14 protein-coding genes are annotated in these 15,486 nt (G+C 67.7%); 7 read left to right on the top strand and 7 right to left on the bottom strand.

Features of this window, described 5'->3' with window-relative positions; genetic code table 11:
• Positions 1 to 58 precede the first annotated feature (58 nt).
• Both QF038_RS02245 and QF038_RS02240 read right to left on the bottom strand, forming a co-directional pair.
• A complete protein-coding gene (locus QF038_RS02245) occupies positions 59 to 466 on the bottom strand; it encodes a cupin domain-containing protein (RefSeq protein ID WP_307608343.1) in 408 nt (135 codons plus the stop codon).
• Positions 463 to 1,698, bottom strand: coding sequence for a multidrug effflux MFS transporter (locus QF038_RS02240; protein ID WP_307608341.1), 1,236 nt, complete (start codon positions 1,696 to 1,698; stop codon positions 463 to 465). The genes QF038_RS02245 and QF038_RS02240 overlap by 4 nt, the downstream gene beginning before the upstream one ends.
• Before the next feature lie 141 nt (positions 1,699 to 1,839).
• On the opposite strand from QF038_RS02240, the gene QF038_RS02235 reads away from it, so the two are divergent.
• From QF038_RS02235 to QF038_RS02205, 7 genes are all read left to right on the top strand, one after another.
• A complete protein-coding gene (locus QF038_RS02235) occupies positions 1,840 to 2,721 on the top strand; it encodes a helix-turn-helix transcriptional regulator (RefSeq protein WP_307608339.1) in 882 nt (293 codons plus the stop codon).
• Positions 2,722 to 3,211: 490 nt separating this feature from the next.
• The gene (locus QF038_RS02230) at positions 3,212 to 4,333 is read left to right on the top strand and encodes an ABC transporter substrate-binding protein (protein ID WP_307608337.1); all 1,122 of its coding nucleotides are present in this window, start codon (positions 3,212 to 3,214) and stop codon (positions 4,331 to 4,333) included.
• A complete protein-coding gene (locus tag QF038_RS02225; protein WP_307608335.1) occupies positions 4,330 to 5,193 on the top strand; it encodes an ABC transporter permease in 864 nt (287 codons plus the stop codon). Before QF038_RS02230 ends, QF038_RS02225 begins: the two co-directional genes overlap by 4 nt.
• Positions 5,169 to 5,957 carry an ABC transporter ATP-binding protein gene (locus QF038_RS02220; RefSeq protein ID WP_307608333.1) on the top strand — a complete coding sequence of 263 codons (789 nt, stop codon included), beginning with the start codon at positions 5,169 to 5,171 and terminating at the stop codon, positions 5,955 to 5,957. Before QF038_RS02225 ends, QF038_RS02220 begins: the two co-directional genes overlap by 25 nt.
• 21 nt (positions 5,958 to 5,978) lie before the next feature.
• Positions 5,979 to 7,358: an LLM class flavin-dependent oxidoreductase gene (locus QF038_RS02215; RefSeq protein ID WP_307608331.1), complete on the top strand. Its 1,380-nt coding sequence runs from the start codon at positions 5,979 to 5,981 to the stop codon at positions 7,356 to 7,358.
• The gene (locus QF038_RS02210; RefSeq protein ID WP_307608329.1) at positions 7,358 to 8,707 is read left to right on the top strand and encodes an LLM class flavin-dependent oxidoreductase; all 1,350 of its coding nucleotides are present in this window, start codon (positions 7,358 to 7,360) and stop codon (positions 8,705 to 8,707) included. Before QF038_RS02215 ends, QF038_RS02210 begins: the two co-directional genes overlap by 1 nt.
• Positions 8,704 to 9,735: an aldo/keto reductase gene (locus QF038_RS02205; RefSeq protein WP_307608327.1), complete on the top strand. Its 1,032-nt coding sequence runs from the start codon at positions 8,704 to 8,706 to the stop codon at positions 9,733 to 9,735. Before QF038_RS02210 ends, QF038_RS02205 begins: the two co-directional genes overlap by 4 nt.
• A gap of 94 nt (positions 9,736 to 9,829) precedes the next feature.
• Here QF038_RS02205 and QF038_RS02200 read toward each other — a convergent pair whose 3' ends face one another.
• From QF038_RS02200 to QF038_RS02180, 5 genes are all read right to left on the bottom strand, one after another.
• On the bottom strand, positions 9,830 to 10,636 hold the full coding sequence (locus QF038_RS02200; protein ID WP_307608325.1) for a phosphatase PAP2 family protein: 807 nt from the start codon (positions 10,634 to 10,636) through the stop codon (positions 9,830 to 9,832).
• 32 nt (positions 10,637 to 10,668) lie between these two features.
• Positions 10,669 to 11,568: a DUF817 domain-containing protein gene (locus QF038_RS02195; RefSeq protein WP_307608323.1), complete on the bottom strand. Its 900-nt coding sequence runs from the start codon at positions 11,566 to 11,568 to the stop codon at positions 10,669 to 10,671.
• Positions 11,561 to 12,379, bottom strand: a complete 819-nt coding sequence (locus tag QF038_RS02190) for an oxygenase MpaB family protein (protein WP_307608321.1) — start codon at positions 12,377 to 12,379, stop codon at positions 11,561 to 11,563. Before QF038_RS02190 ends, QF038_RS02195 begins: the two co-directional genes overlap by 8 nt.
• A 178-nt stretch (positions 12,380 to 12,557) precedes the next feature.
• Positions 12,558 to 14,171, bottom strand: coding sequence for an amidohydrolase (locus QF038_RS02185; RefSeq protein WP_307608319.1), 1,614 nt, complete (start codon positions 14,169 to 14,171; stop codon positions 12,558 to 12,560).
• Positions 14,172 to 14,176: 5 nt separating this feature from the next.
• Entirely contained in the window at positions 14,177 to 15,442 is a 1,266-nt protein-coding gene (locus QF038_RS02180) for an MFS transporter (protein WP_307608317.1), read from the bottom strand.
• Positions 15,443 to 15,486: the final 44 nt, after the last annotated feature.

The raw sequence follows: 15,486 nt of genomic DNA, 5'->3' as shown, positions 1-15,486 counted from the left end.
ATCACACCGGCATATCAGGCCGGCAGGGGTGGCCCTGTTGATACTGGGTTTGGCAGTCCTACCCTTGGCGGCCTTCAAACTCGTCGTCCGTGATGTGCTCTGCCCAGATGGTGGTGACGGCGGGGTCGTCACCGTTCTCGAGGATGGCGATGTGCTCCATGAAGGTTCCGTTGGCCGAGGCATGCCAGTGCTCCTCCCCTGGCGGGGTGTAAAGCGTCTGCCCGGGATGCACTTCAATGATCGTGCCGTCCCGGCTGCCGAAGCGGGCAACGCCGGCGGTGACATGCAGGTACTGGCCGCGTTCATGCGAGTGCCAGGCAGTGCGGGCGCCGGGCGCGAAACGCACTTTGGCAACCACTGCACGCTGCTCAGGACCGTGTGGTGCGGCAATGACGTCCAACCACACGTCGCCGGCGAACTGCTCCGGCGGATTCTTGATGGTTTCACGGGCTGGTTCGATATTCATGCTGATTCCTTCCTCTGACTGTGAACGTGGGGCCGGGCCAGGACAAGGAGCCCGAACAGGGACAGCAGTGCCCCGCCGATCATGAGCAGGGCCATGGGCACGGCCGTGTCCTCGCCGCCGAGGCCAGCGATCGGCGCGACGATGCCTGCGGTGGTCCACTGAACGAGTCCCAGGACGGCGGAACTGGTACCTGGGTGCCGGGGCACCTCCGCGGAGGCGAGGGCGCCGCCGTTGGTGTTGATCAGGCCCTGCGCCACCATGAGGGCGAAGAAGCTGCCCATGGCCACGAGCAGGGGGGTGGCCCACCACAGTGCTCCGGCCAGCATTGCCACCCCGGCGGCGAGGGCGATGAGCTGCCCCACCAGGATGACCTTCCGGGTGGGGACGCGGCCGGCCATCCTCGCTGATACCAGGGCCGCGATGGTCATGCCGCCCGCGTTCGCGGCGAACACGATGGAGTACATCACCGGTGAGAGGCCGTTCATGTTCTGCAGGATGAACGCGGACGTTGCCACGTACGCAAACAAGGCGATAAAGGCCGACGACGCCACCGCCACATACCCAACGAAGCTGCGGTTCGAGAGCACCTCCTTCGCCGCGCGGCCGAATTCAGCCAGCCCGCCGGAGTGGCGTTTCTCCGGCGGAAGCGATTCCGGGACGACGAACAAGGTACAGAATGTCATCAGGATGCCCAGGGCGGCCAGTGTCCAGAACGTCATCCGCCACCCGGTCAGCTGCAGGATCACCGCCCCGAGCAGCGGGCTGATGATGGGTGCCACTCCGCCGATGCCCATCACGATGTTCAGCACCCGGACCAGCTGGGACCCATGAGCCAGGTCCACGATGACGGCCCGGCCGATCACCATGGCCCAACCGCCGCCAAAGCCCTGCAGGAAGCGGGCGATCATCAGGAGTGCTATGTTCGGGGCGAGGGCGCAGGCCACCGATGCCACTGCCATCAGGACGGTGCCCGCCACCAGCGGCAGCCGCCGTCCGCGCTGGTCGCTGAACGGGCCGCCCACCAGCTGGCCGAGGCCCATCCCGGCGAAGAACGTGCTGAGGGTCAGTTGCACCGCCGAGGCCGTGGTGCCGAAATCCGCGGAGACGCGCGGGAAGGCCGGGACGTACATGTCCGTCGCCAGGGGTGCCACCGCCGTCAGGAAGATGACCGTGGCCACCAGCGTCGCGGGAACGGCGCCGGCCGCGGGCGCCCGCGTAGCGGTTGGCAGCATCTGTTGAGCACTCCATCTGGTTGATGACGAAAAGGGGATGGTTCCATCAAACCGGCCCCCGGAAGTCCTAGCGAGGGCTCTGCTGAAACGGGTTTTGCCAGACCCTCCTTACGGATTGGCCATTCGTCGTAACGTGTCCTTATGGATAACCGAGCCGAGGTACGCCAGTTCCTCTCCACCCGCCGCGGGCGCATCACTCCGGAGCAGGCAGGGATCGAACCGTACGGCGGACGCCGCCGCGTGCCCGGGCTCCGCCGGGAAGAGGTGGCCAGGCTCGCCGGCGTCAGCGTGGACTACTACACCCGCTTGGAACGCGGGAACCTCACGGGCGTCTCGGACAGTGTCCTCGATGCAATCGCACGCGCCCTGGAACTGGACCGGGCCGAACATGATCATCTGTACGACCTGGCCCGCACGGCCAACAGGACGGGCCGGAAGCGTGCGGCGAGCGCCGCGCCAAGCCGCGTGCGCCCGGAACTCCATTACCTCCTCGACACCATCACGGGAGCGCCGGCCTTCATCGGAAACAACCGGATGGACATCGTTGCCGCCAATACCCTGGGGTACGCGCTGTATTCGGACATGTACCGCGGCCCGGCACGCCCGGCCAACCATTCACGCTTCATCTTCCTGGACCCCCGTGCGCACAACTTCTACACGGACTGGGAGCGGGCAGCGAACACCAACGTGGCCATCCTCCGCCGTGAGGCCGGACGAAACCCGCATGACAAGGGCATCGCAGAGCTGGTGGGCGAACTGTCCATGCGCAGCGACGATTTCCGTACGCGCTGGGCAGCCCACAACGTCCGCCGGCACTATGCCGGGACCAAGTTCTTCCAGCATCCTGTGGTGGGGCTGCTCGAACTGAATTACCAGGTCCTGGGACTCGAGGAGGACCCCGGACATTCGCTCACGGTCTACCCCGCAACTCCGGGCAGCCCTTCAGAGGAAAGCCTCAAGCTCCTCGCCTCCTGGGCGGCAACCGAAAAGATCACCGAACTCGCCCAGGCCAGCGCCGGCTAGCTTCGACCAAGCGGGCTGGCCCGGTTTTCCAGTCACGTTAACCACCGTTGCGGATCATGGCGCAGCATTGCCCGCTTTGTCCTTTTGATGGCGCAGTAAGTAGCGCCGTTTCCTCCCGTTTCGCGTCTTTTGCAAGGTGCTGGCCAAGGCCCTGACTGCCGTGCTTAGGTGTTTCCACGGCCTCGGCCAGCAGCACCGAACAGCAGTAGAACCTCGCAGAACGAACAGGAGGACCCGATGCCGGATACCATCATCCGCCGCCAAGGCAGCCCCTTCGGTTCCGCCTGTTGCCCCACACACCGAATGTGCGGCATGCGCAGTGCCCAACGGCGGCGGCTCCCCCGCTCCTGACTGCCGGCACCTGACAGCGCGCAGCACCTCCGGTATTACCCCATCCCGCTCCGGGCTCTCTTCGAGGGCCAGCTCGGCCGTGCCTTCCTTCCAACTTCGCATGCCACTTCTCCCACGCCAATCCACCGAAAGGCCAACCATGACCTTCGCCGCCTCCTCCCAGCCCCCGTCCGCTATATCCGGGGCCTCCAGCGTCACCCGCCGCCGAGCCCTCGGCGCCTTCCTGGCCCTGCCCGCACTGGGGCTCCTGACCGCCTGCGCCGGTACCGCCACCGCCGGCAACTCCACCAGCCAGGTGTCACTGGCGCCGCTGGCCACCACCGTTCCCGCCGGAACCACCATCAAAGTGGGAGACCCCACCGTCAAGGTGGCCCTGGAGCTCTCGGGCCTGAAGAAGGAGCTCGAAGGATTCAACGTGGAGTTCGCCAACATCTCCGGCGGGCCCCAGACAACAGAGGCGTTCCGCGCCAACGCCCTGGACGTAGGCTCCGTGGCGGACATCCCGCCCATCCATGCCACTTGGACCGGGCTCGATGTGCGCATCATCGCCAGTGCCTACCGCCAGGACGCTGTGAACCACCCGATCTACGAGCTGGGCATCGCCCCCGGAGCGGGCATTTCCTCCCTGGCGGAGCTGCGCGGGAAGAAGATCGCCTACAGCCCGGGCCAGGCCCAGGGTGCGTTGGTGCTGCGGATCCTCGAAAAGGCAGGCCTCGCCCAGGATGACGTCAAACTCATCGAGCTGCCAAGCACCGGTGATACCTACTCCACGGCACTGTCCAGCAAGCAGGTGGATGCCGCGCCGCTGGGTGGGGTACAGATCAAGCGCTACCTCGCCAAGTACAAGGCCGACGGCGGCACCACCCTGCGGCACGGCCTGCGGGATGATCCGGGGCACCTTTACTCCCCCGCCAAGGTGCTGGCAGACCCGGCCAAGGCCGCCGCACTGGCCGCGTACGTCAAGGTGTGGGGCAAGGCCCAGCGCTGGATCGAGGACCACCCCGAGGAATGGCTGGCGGGCTACTACGTCAAGGACCAGGGCCTGTCGCGCGAAGACGGCCAATACCTGATCGACGCCGCCGGCAAGCGGGACGTTCCCACCTCCTGGACCGAGGGCATCGAGCGGCACCAGCAGACCATCGACCTGCTGTCGAAAGAACAGAAAAAGCCCCAGCTCAAGGCGGCGGACCTGTATGACACCCGGTATGAGGCCATCGCCGGCACCGCCTTCGCCGAGGCAGCCAAGGGAGGTGCAGCATGAGCGCCGCTACCGTGCTGGAACGGCCGGCCGTCGAACCCCACCTGGATCCGGCGCTCACGGCGCGGGACGATATCCGGCCCGCCGGCAGGCGGCTGGGACCGGGACGCCGCCGGCGGCTGGCCTGGCTGCTCGGCCCCGGCGCCCTGCTGTCGCTCTGGACCGTCTCCTCGGCCACCGGCCTGCTGGACCCGAGGATCCTCTCCGAACCCTGGACTGTGGTGGCCACCGCCGGTGAGCTCCTCGCCGACGGCCGGCTCCAGGAAAACCTCGCCATCTCAGCCCAGCGGGCAGGCCTGGGGCTCTTCTTCGGCATAGTGGTCGGCGCCCTGCTCGCCCTCGTGTCGGGGCTGAGCCGCGTGGGTGAGGCGCTCATCGACGGGCCGGTGCAGATCAAGCGCGCCATCCCCGGCCTCGCCCTGATCCCGCTCCTCATCCTGTGGTTCGGCATCGACGAGACCATGAAGGTCCTCACCATCACCCTCGGCGTTTTCGTCCCCATCTACCTGCAGACCCATGCCGGACTGCGCGGCATCGACCTGCGCTACGTGGAGCTCGCCCAGACCGTGGGCCTGAGCCGGGCGGCGTTCATCCGCAAGGTGGTCCTCCCCGGCGCCCTGCCCGGCTTCTTCCTGGGCCTGCGCTTCGCCGTCACCGGCGCCTGGGTGTCCCTGGTGGTGGTGGAACAGATCAACGCCACCAGCGGCATCGGCTACATGATGGAGCTCGCCCGCACCTACGGCCAAACCAACATCATCGTCCTCGGACTGGCCGTCTACGGCATTCTCGGCCTGATCTCCGACGGCGCCGTCCGCCTCATCGAACGAAAGGCCCTCTCGTGGCAACGCACCTTGGCGGGCTGACCGCCGTCGCAACATCCGCCGTCGTCAACCCTGCCGGCAGGCCCGCTTCCGGCGACGTCACCGCAGTTTCCGTCCGGAACCTGATCCGCAGCTTTGGGCCCAAAGGCGTCCTGAACGGCGTGGACCTGGACATTGCACCGGGCGAATTCGTGGCCCTCCTCGGCCCCAGCGGCTGCGGCAAGAGCACGCTGCTGCGGGCACTCGCCGGGCTGGACCACGATGTGCGCGGCAGCGGCGTCATCAGCGTCCCCGAGCGGGTCTCCGTGGTGTTCCAGGACTCCCGGCTCCTGCCGTGGGACACGGTGCTGGGTAACGTCACCCTGGGTCTGCGGGAGCACGACGCCGAGGCCCGGGCGCGCAAGGCCCTCGCCGAAGTGGGGCTCGCCGGCCGCGAAAAGTCCTGGCCGCACGAACTGTCCGGCGGTGAACAGCAGCGCGTGGCACTGGCCCGGTCGCTGGTCCGTGAACCGCAGCTGCTGCTGGCGGACGAACCTTTCGGCGCCCTCGATGCCCTCACCCGGATCAAGATGCACGGGCTGCTGCGTGACCTGGTGGCCGCCCACCGGCCCGCCGTCCTGCTGGTCACCCACGACGTGGACGAGGCCATCTCCCTGGCCGACCGGATCGTGGTGCTGGACAGGGGCCACGTGGCCACCATCCGCACGGTTTCACCGGAGGTCGGGACTGCCACCGACGCTGCCGGACACGAAACCCTGCGCCGCGAACTGCTCACCGACCTCGGCGTCGTCGCCGCTTCCCACTGAACCTACCCAAAGGACCACTCCATGACTTCCGAAAACCTTTCCCAAAACCGCAAGCTCCACCTCAACGCCTTCCTCATGAGCACCGGCCACCACGAAGCATCGTGGCGGCTGCCCGAAAGCGACCCGCAGTCCAGCACCGACATCGAGCACTACAAGCAGCTGGCCCGCACGGCCGAACGCGGCAAACTGGACTCCATCTTCTTCGCCGACTCTCCCGTCCTGTTCGGCGAGGTGGGCCGCCGGCCGGCCGGCAAACTCGAGCCCACAGTGCTGCTGACCGCCATCGCCGGCGCCACTGAACGCATCGGGTTGATCGCCACGGCCTCCACCACCTACAACGAACCGTTCAACTTGGCCCGCCGCTTCGCCTCGGTGGACTGGGTCAGCGGCGGCCGCGCAGGCTGGAACGTGGTCACCACCGCTGGCCCCGACGCGGCGCGGAACTTTGGGGTGGACGACCAGCCCGCCCACGCAGTCCGGTACGAACGTGCCGCAGAGTTCATCGAGGTGGCACAGAAGCTGTGGGACAGCTGGCAGGACGATGCCGTGCTTGCGGACAAGGCCGAGGGCGTGTGGGGTGACGGGGAAAAGATCCGTGTGATCGACCACGAGGGCAAGCACTTCAAGGTCCGCGGCCCCCTCAACGTGCCCCGCTCGCCGCAGGGCCACCCGCTGATTGTCCAGGCCGGATCGTCCGAGGACGGCAAGGACCTCGCGGCCCGGTACGCCGACGCCGTCTTCACCGCCCACCAGACCCTCGCCGACGCCCGGGAGTTCTACCGCGACCTCAAGTCCCGTACCGCTGCGGCCGGCCGCGACCCCGAAACCATCAAGATCCTCCCGGGCATCGTGCCCGTCATCGGCGCCACCGAGGAGGAAGCGCTGGAGCTGGAGCGGGAACTGGACCGGCTGATCAAGCCCGAGTACGCCCGGATCCAGCTGGCAAAGACCCTGCGCGTGGCTCCGGAGGACCTGCCTTTGGACCGCCAACTGCCGGAGGACCTGCCCAGCGAGGACGAGATCGAGGGCGCCAAGAGCCGCTACACCCTGATCGTCCAGCTCGCCCGCCGCGAACAGCTGACGGTCCGCCAGCTGATCGGCCGCCTGGGCGGCGGGCGCGGGCACCGCACGTTCACCGGGACGCCGGTGCAGGTGGCGGACGCCATCCAGGAATGGTTCGACGGCGGCGCGGCGGACGGCTTCAACATCATGCCGCCGGTGCTGCCCTCGGGGCTGGAGACGTTTGTGGACCAGGTGGTGCCCATCCTCCAGGCGCGTGGCCTTTTCCGCACCGACTACACCGGTACCACCCTGCGGGAACACTACGGCCTGAAGCGCCCGGACAACCGCTTCGCCGGTGATGTTGCACCGGAGCTGGCCTCGATCGGTGCGGCGTTCTGATGGGCCGGCAGCTCAAACTCAACCTGTTCATCTACCCTGGCGGGCACCACGAGGCCGCGTGGCGGCACCCGAAATCCCAGACAGACCGGCTGCTGGACATCCGCTTCTACCAGGAGCTGGCCCAGCGCGCGGAAGCCGCCAAACTGGATGCGGTGTTCTATGCTGACGGTCCCGCGCTGGAGAACAACGTGCAGTATGCCACCAGATTCCGGATCGAGCCGTTCACCTGGTTGTCCGCGATCGCCGTCGCCACCGAACGGATCGGCCTGATCGGCACCGCCAGCACCACCTACCTGGAGCCGTACAACGCGGCCCGGCTGTTCGCGTCGCTGGACCATCTCAGCAACGGCCGCGCGGGCTGGAACATCGTGACTACCGGCGCCGAACGCGCGGCCCGGAACTTCGGGCTGGATGAGCACCCGCCGCACGCCGAGCGTTACGCCCGCGCGGATGAGTTTGTCCGGGTGGCGGGCAAGCTGTGGGACAGCTGGGAGGACGGCGCGGTGATAGCCGACGCCGACAGCGGGCTTTTCGCCGACACGTCCCGGATCCATTCCATTCAGCATGAGGGCGAATACTTCCGGGTGGAGGGCGCGCTGAACACCCCGCGCTCCCCGCAGGGCCGGCCGGTGTTTGTGCAGGCCGGCTCCTCGGCGGACGGCAAGGCCTTCGCGGTCCAGCACGCCGAAGCTGTCTTTACGGCCCACCAGACCCTGCAGAGCGCGCAGGGGTTTTATGCCGACATCAAGGCGCAGGCCGCGGCGAACGGCCGGGACCCGGAACAACTCCTGATCCTGCCCGGCATCAGCCCCTACCTGGGCTCGACTGAGGCGGAGGCGCGGGCGCTGAAGCAGGAGTTCGACGAGCTCACCCAGCCGGAGTACGGGCTGGGGATCATGCGCAAGCTGCTGGGCGTTGACCTGGACGGGGTGAAACTGGACGAGGCCTTTCCGCCGGAACTGCTGGCCTCGGCAGGCAAGGCCGGCAGCCGCAGCCAGCTGGTCCTGGACATCATCCGCCGCGAGAACCTGACCGTGCGGCAGGTGCTGCACCGCTTCGCCGGGGCCCGCGGGCATTACGTCTTCGCCGGAACTCCGGTGCAAGTGGCGGACGAGATCCAGCGCTGGTTCGAGGACGGCGCAGCGGACGGATTCAACATCATGCCGCCCTGGCTGCCCGGCGGGTTCGAGGCCTTCGCCGACGAAGTGGTGCCCATCCTGCAGTCCCGCGGACTCTTCCGCACCGAGTACACGGGCCGGACCCTGCGCGAGCACTTCGGCCTGGACCGGCCGCAAAGCCAATACAGCCAGAACCAACGCAGCAAGCAACTACTGGGAGCATCCGCATGACCGACTACCGCAACCTGGGATCCACCGGCCTCAAAGTCAGCCCGCTGACCCTGGGCACCATGATGTTCGGCGCCATCGGCAACCCGGATCACGAGGATTCCATCCGCATCATCCACCGCGCCCTGGATTCCGGCATCAACCTGGTGGACACCGCGGACGTCTACTCCCAGGGCGAGTCCGAGGTCATCGTGGGCAAGGCGCTGAAGGGCCGCCGGGACGAGGTGGTGCTGGCCACCAAGGTCCACGGCCGCCTCGGCGAGGACGTGAACCAGGCGGGAAACTCGCGCCGGTGGATCATCCGCGAGGTGGAGGACAGCCTGCGCCGGCTGCAGACCGACTGGATCGACCTCTACCAGGTGCACCGGCCGGAACCGGACACGGACATCGACGAGACCCTCGGGGCGCTCACTGACCTGGTGCGGCAGGGCAAGATCCGGTACATCGGCACGTCCACGTTCGAGCCGGGGCAGATCGTGGAGGCCCAGTACGTGGCCCGGGAACGCCACCGCGAGCGCCCGGTCACGGAGCAACCGCCCTACTCCATCCTGGCCCGCGGCATTGAACGCGAAGTGCTGCCGCTGGCCCGCAAGCACCGGCTCGGTGTGCTGCCGTGGAGTCCGCTGGCCGGCGGGTGGCTGTCCGGCAGGATCAGGCCTGACGGCGCCCATGCCACCTCCAGCCGCGCCGCGCGGCAGCCGGAGCGGCATGACCCGTCGTCGTCGGAAAATGCCCGCAAGACCCGGGCGGTACTGGAGCTGACCGAACTCGCCGACCAGGCGGGCCTGTCCCTGATCCATCTGGCGCTCGGCTTTGTGCTGGAGCACCCGGCCGTTACATCCGCGATCATCGGTCCGCGCACGCTGGAGCACCTCGAAGGGGCACTGGGCGCGGACAAGGTGAGCCTGTCAAAGGACGTGCTGGACCGGATTGACGAGATCGTCCCGCCGGGCACCACACTGAACCAGGCCGACGCCGGCTACCGGCCGCCGTCGCTGACGGACCCGTTGCTGCGGCGCCGCAGCCGCTGAACCGGCGCTGGCTGGAGTGCTGGCTGCAGGGATGCCGGCGGGCCGGACGGCGCGGGAAGCTCCCGCCGTCGTCCGGTCCGCCCGCTGAAGCTGATCAGGCCGGGTGTACGCGGGTGGTGAGGTAGAGGCGGTGGGCGGTGATGACCAGCGACAACCAGGCGGCGCCCAGCGCCCATGCTCCCAGCACGTCCGTGAGCCAGTGGTGCCCGAGGTACACCCGGCTGAGCCCCATGGTGGCAGCGAAGACTGCCGCGCCCGCCGCGGTGAGGGCGCGGGCAGACTTGAGACGAAGGATGATCAGGTACGCCACAATTCCTGCGATGACCACCGAATTCAGCGAATGGCCGCTGGGAAATGAGGCCGAGTATTCGTAAGGCGGCACCGCGTCCGCCAGGTCCGGCCGGGTCCTGCCCACCAGTTCCTTGCCGGCGATGGTCATCAACAGCGAACCGAGCCCGGCAACGAGCATCAGGATGACGGGGGTCAAGGACTTTCGCCGCCATGCAAGCAGGACCATAACGGCCAGGGCCAGCACGGGCATTCCGATGGTGCCGCCCACATCCGTGTAAGCGGTGATCAGGAGGTTCAGGGTTGGGGAACGCAGTGTTTTGGCGCCATCCAGGACCGGGTGGTCCAGCCCGGCCACGCCGTCTGCTTCGACTACGGACTCGTACACCTGGGCGAAGACTGACGCCAGCGTAACGGCCAGCGCCGCACCAACGGCCAGGGTGAGCACCAGCGCGGCGTGCGAGCCTAGAAGGCTGCTGATCCGCTTGACCACCGAGGCCAGGAGCCGGCCCGGCGTGGTATCCCACCTGGTGAGGTCCTGTCCTCCAACAAAGCGGTCCTGCTGGACTTCACCGGCGACGCCGGTCTCCGCCGGATTTTTGCCTGCAACCATTTCCTGGGCCCTCCCGAACGGCAGATAAGGAATTAGTAAGCAACCTTACCTTGCTGTTCGGCGGATTCCTCCCGCCCTTCCCCACTGTCCGGCGGCTGGGGTTTGTAGACCCAGGCCACCAGCACCACGGAGATGATCATCAGCAGGAACCAGGACACCAGCTTGTCCAGCGACACCGGATGCCAGCCGTCCACCTGGCTGGGGTACAGCCAGGCGCCGGACCAGGTGGCGATGTTCTCGGCGATCCAGATGAACAGCGCCACCAGCAGGAACGCGATAACCAGCGGCATCCGGTGGTGCTTCCGGAACACGCGGAAGTGCATCACGCACCGGCCAAAGACGATGACGACGGCGGCAAGCAGCACCCAGCGCAGGTCCCAGATGTAGCGGTGGCTGAAGAAGTTCGCGTAGATGGCGGCGGCCACGATGGCCGTGATCCACCGCGGCGGGTAATTGGCGAAGCGAAGGTCGAAGAGCCGGTAGACGCGGACCATGTACGAGCCCACCGCTGCATACATAAACCCGCTGAAGAGCGGGACCGCGCCGATCCGCAGGACGCCCTCCGCTTCATAGGACCAGGAGCCGACGTCGGTCTTGAACAGCTCCATCACCGTACCCACCAGGTGGAACAGGATGATGACCCGCAGTTCCCGGAGGGTCTCCAGTTTGAACACGACCATCAGGACCTGGATGGCGACGGCGGCCAGCGTCAGGAAATCGTTCCTGGCCAGTGCGGCACCGTCCGGGTACCAGAGCCGTGCTCCCATCAGCACCGCCAGGAGGGCCGCCCCGAAGATGCAGGCCCAGCCCTGCTTGAGGCCAAAGACCACGAACTCGGTGAGCTTGGGGCGGATGCGGCTGGCCGGTGCGCTGTCCAGGAAGCGGCGCGCGCGATCGTCCAGGCGCTTCTCAACGGAGGTGGAACTACGCACGAACTCCCTGACGCTTGCCGGCCTGGCTGTTGGCGCGGATGTCGGCATCCAGGCTGTTCAGGCAGTAGTCCTTGAACCAGTGCCGGATGCGCCGCGGGACCTTCGGGTAGGCAACGGACAGGACCCGCATGGTGCGGTTGAAGCGGCGTTCCCGGCGGCCGCTCCAGGGCAGGCCGAAGTCCTGGCGGAGCTGATCCGGGAGGAGGCCCGCGGTGAGGAACCGGGCTGACGGCATGATGGCGCGGTACCAAAGCGCGGTGTGCTTCGGGTACAGCAACCCGCGGCCCACGTGCACGCCGCCGCCCTCCGCATGCAGCGTGGAGATCCGCGCGTCCCAGTAGCGGCCGAACGCTTCCCGGTCCGCGGGCCACATCCCGGGCGGAAGCTGCAGGGCTGTGCCGATCCGCGCATAGTCCTGGTACATGGCATCGGCCGATTCGTCGTCGAGAGGGCCGTAGATCTTCTCGATGACGGTGATCGCAGTGTCGTAAAGCGTGGCCACCACCCAGAGCTGCAGTTCGGGATCGAAGGCGTTGTAGCCCGGTGAAGTTTCGGTGTCGTCCTTGCGGACCGGAACGTGGGCCCGGTTCACTCTGCGGCGGACCTCATTCACCTGTTCGTCGGTGCCGTAGACAATGGCGTAGACGTACGTGAGGGTGCCTTTGAGCCTGCTGACCGGCCGGCCCACGAAGGTGCTGTGCTCGTCAACGCCCCGGCCAACCGCCGGATCGGCAAGCTGCAGGAGGAGGGCCCGTCCCGCGCCGGCGAGCAGGATGCCTTCTGCGCCGTACTCGGCCATTCCTCGCACCATTTCAACAGGGTACCGGACTCCCCCAGAACGCGGTCGACGGCGGGACCTCCCGCCGTCGTCCACTTCCCTACCGAGCGTCCAATTCGCCGGAAAGCGTCCGGGACGCTGAAGAGTTTCGGCGTCCCGAACGCGTTCCGGCGAATTCACGGTGGAGTAGCGGGAACAGCGGGGAGCCGTGTCAGGCGAGGTACTCGATGCGGCCGCCCACCACGGTGCGGAGTATGCGTGCGTTCAGCAGGGACTCCTCTCCGTGAACGAAGGGATCTGCGTCCAGCACGGCGAAGTCGGCAGCGAGTCCGGCCGCCAGCCGGCCCCTGCGGTCCTCCTCCATCACAGAGGCAGCGGCGTCGCGGGTGGCGTGCCCGATCGCCTCCGCCAGGGGCCGGGCGAAATGCGGGTTGTTGGGCGGATACGACGGGTCCAACGCCGACTTCCGGGTGGCCGCCACAAACATGTTCTGCAGGGCATCGTAGGGCGCGGTGGGAGCATCGGTGGAAAACGCCAGGAGGGCTCCGGCTGCCACGTATTCGGGCCAGGCGAAGCTGCGGTCCGCCCGGTCATCGCCCAGCATCGCCACCCAGTTGCCGTAGATTGCAGGGTCGGCGTGGACGGGCTGCATGGAGGCGGTCACGCCCAGCCGGGCCATCCGTGCGGGCGTTTCCGGCGAGGTGTATTCGAGGTGCTCGATGCGGTGCCGGCGGTGGCGCGGGCCGTTGATCTCCGCAGCGTGTTCCAGGGCGTCCAAGGCAATATTACTCGCGCGGTCCCCGATGGCGTGCAGTGCCACCTGCAGACCGGCAGCATCGGCTGCTGCCACCACCGGGTTGAGTTGCTCCGGCGACCAGATGGGCCCTGACTGGGAGCCGTCCGCGTAGGGCTGATTCATGGCAGCGGTGCACGCGTCGATCACGCCGTCGAGGGCCAGCTTGATGCCGGCCACCCGCAGCCACTCCGTGCTGACTTCCTCCGCAAGAAGTACGGCGCGTTCCACCTGCGCGAGGTTTTCCGCCTCGTCACCGGTGTTGTGGATGAACCAGTGCGCCACAATGCGCAGCGGCAGCCTCCCGCCGCACCGTTCCGCGGCCCGCCGGAAGGCAGCCAGGTCCAGTTCGCCCAACGCCATGTCCACCGCACCGGTCACTCCGGCGGCGAGATACGCCTCGATGGAGCGTTCGACGGCGGCGTCCCGGTCAGCGTCGGACGTCACCTTCGCCAGGAACGGCCACACAAAGTGCTGGGCGGCAGTCTCGTAGAGCATTCCGTCCGGCTCGCCCTGGCTGTCGCGTCCTATGCGGCCGCCGAGCGGGTCCGGGGTGCCTCGGGTGATGCCCAGTTCCTTCAAGGCGGCCCGGTTCACCCAGCAGGAGTGGTAGTCATTGGCATCGAGGTAGACGGGTACATCTGACACCGCTTCGTCGATCATGGCCGCGGTGGGGGCGCCGGGAAGGGAGTCGAACAGCCAGCCCCTGCCCAGGACCCGCGGAGCCCCGGTGTCCGCGGCGCGGGCGGCGCTCAGGCGTTCCTGGATGTCGGACAGGGACCGGGCGTCGGTGAGTGCGACCTTCCCCAGGGCCTCGCCAAGCATCATCACGTGGGTGTGGGCGTCGATGAATCCAGGCACCACCAGCCGGCCGCCAAGGTCGATGACCTCTGCAGTCTCCCCGGCCGCCCCTTGGGCAGAGGCGTTGGTGCCAATATGGGTGAGCCTGCCGGCGTCGACAACGAATGCTTCCGCCCAGGGAGCCGATTCGTCGGCGGTGAAGACGCGGGCATTGCGGTACAGCTCGGTCATGGCTTTTATACTCCTGCAGTTCGGATGGTGGCGATATCGGGTGAGTTGGAAGTCTTGGCGGCGTTCACTGCCTCCACCCGAGACGAGAGCCGGGCGATCAGGACTGCGGGAACCAGGAGCACCAGGCTGAAGCCGGCCAGGACCCAGCCCAGTGCCGGGAAGCCGAACGACTCCCCGATCCAGGCTCCGAACATGGGCGCGAAACTGGATCCCACCAGGTACACCCCAAGCACGGGCCCCGACCAGCGGCCACTGGCGTCCAGGGCTGCGGCGGTGGCGATGAAGTACATAAAGGCGACCGCGTACACGGTGTTCCAGGCGATCATGGTGACGAGGTAGGTGGTGGAGTCGGTAGTCAGGCAGGCGGTCAGCTTCAAGGCGGCACCGAGCGCCAGCAGGATGCCCAGCGGGAGCGCCCGGCCCAGCCTGGTGCCGAGGAAAATCAGTGCGATGGCAGCGAGCAGGCCGCCGCCGGTGGACGCGCTCAGTACCAGCCCCAGCTGTTCCTCCGTCATCCCCGCCTGGGCTACTCCGATAGCCCCGGACATGGCCCACAGGGAGTCCTCGCCGATCGCCCAGAGGGCGAAGATTGACAGCAAGGCGAAGCCGGCAATGGTGATGGTCCTGGTGCCGACGGTGCCCGCGGGGGTGATGGCCGTCGTCGTACTTTCCGCTGGCGCGTGCGGCGCGCCCTCCTGGGCCACCCCTCGCTCCGCCATGGGCAGCCACCCGGCCGTGAACAGCAGCGCGAGGGCGAGCCCCGCCACGAAGCCGAAGGCGCTTCCCATGCCGATGCCCACGGCCGGAATGACCGCCAGCACCACGGTGACGATGGCCCGGTTTGCGAGCCCGCTGATGCCGGAGGCGCGGTTCGGATTGCGCAATGCCGCCAAAGCGGCCCCGCCGGAGGCCACGGCGCCGCCGGCTCCGATGCCGCCGGCGATGATTCCGGTGATCACTGCGGCGGGTGCCAGGTCAAGGGCGGCGAGTCCGAAGCCGGCGGCCGTCAGGAGGAGCCCCAGCCGGGCCACCAGGTAGCGGCCATGCCCCTCGGTGAAGCGGGTCACCGCCAGGCAGGCAAGGGCGGTGGCCAGGAGGCAGGCGGTCATGAGCGTTCCCGCCTCGGTGGCTCCCACCTTCAGGGAATCCTGGATGGCGAGGATCATGAACGGGACCAGGTTGGCGCTCATGAAGCCCACCACGCCGATGCCGAAGGTGGAGACCGCGCGTTTGGTGGTCAGCGGAAGCCGCTGGGGTTCTGGCTGGGTCATTGGTAGTCCTTTGAACAGGTGAAGGCGCGGTTTTTTAAGGCTGG

This window comes from Pseudarthrobacter sp. W1I19, from assembly GCF_030817835.1.
Lineage (GTDB): Bacteria > Actinomycetota > Actinomycetes > Actinomycetales > Micrococcaceae > Arthrobacter.
This window is presented reverse-complemented; position numbering and strand designations above follow the sequence as displayed.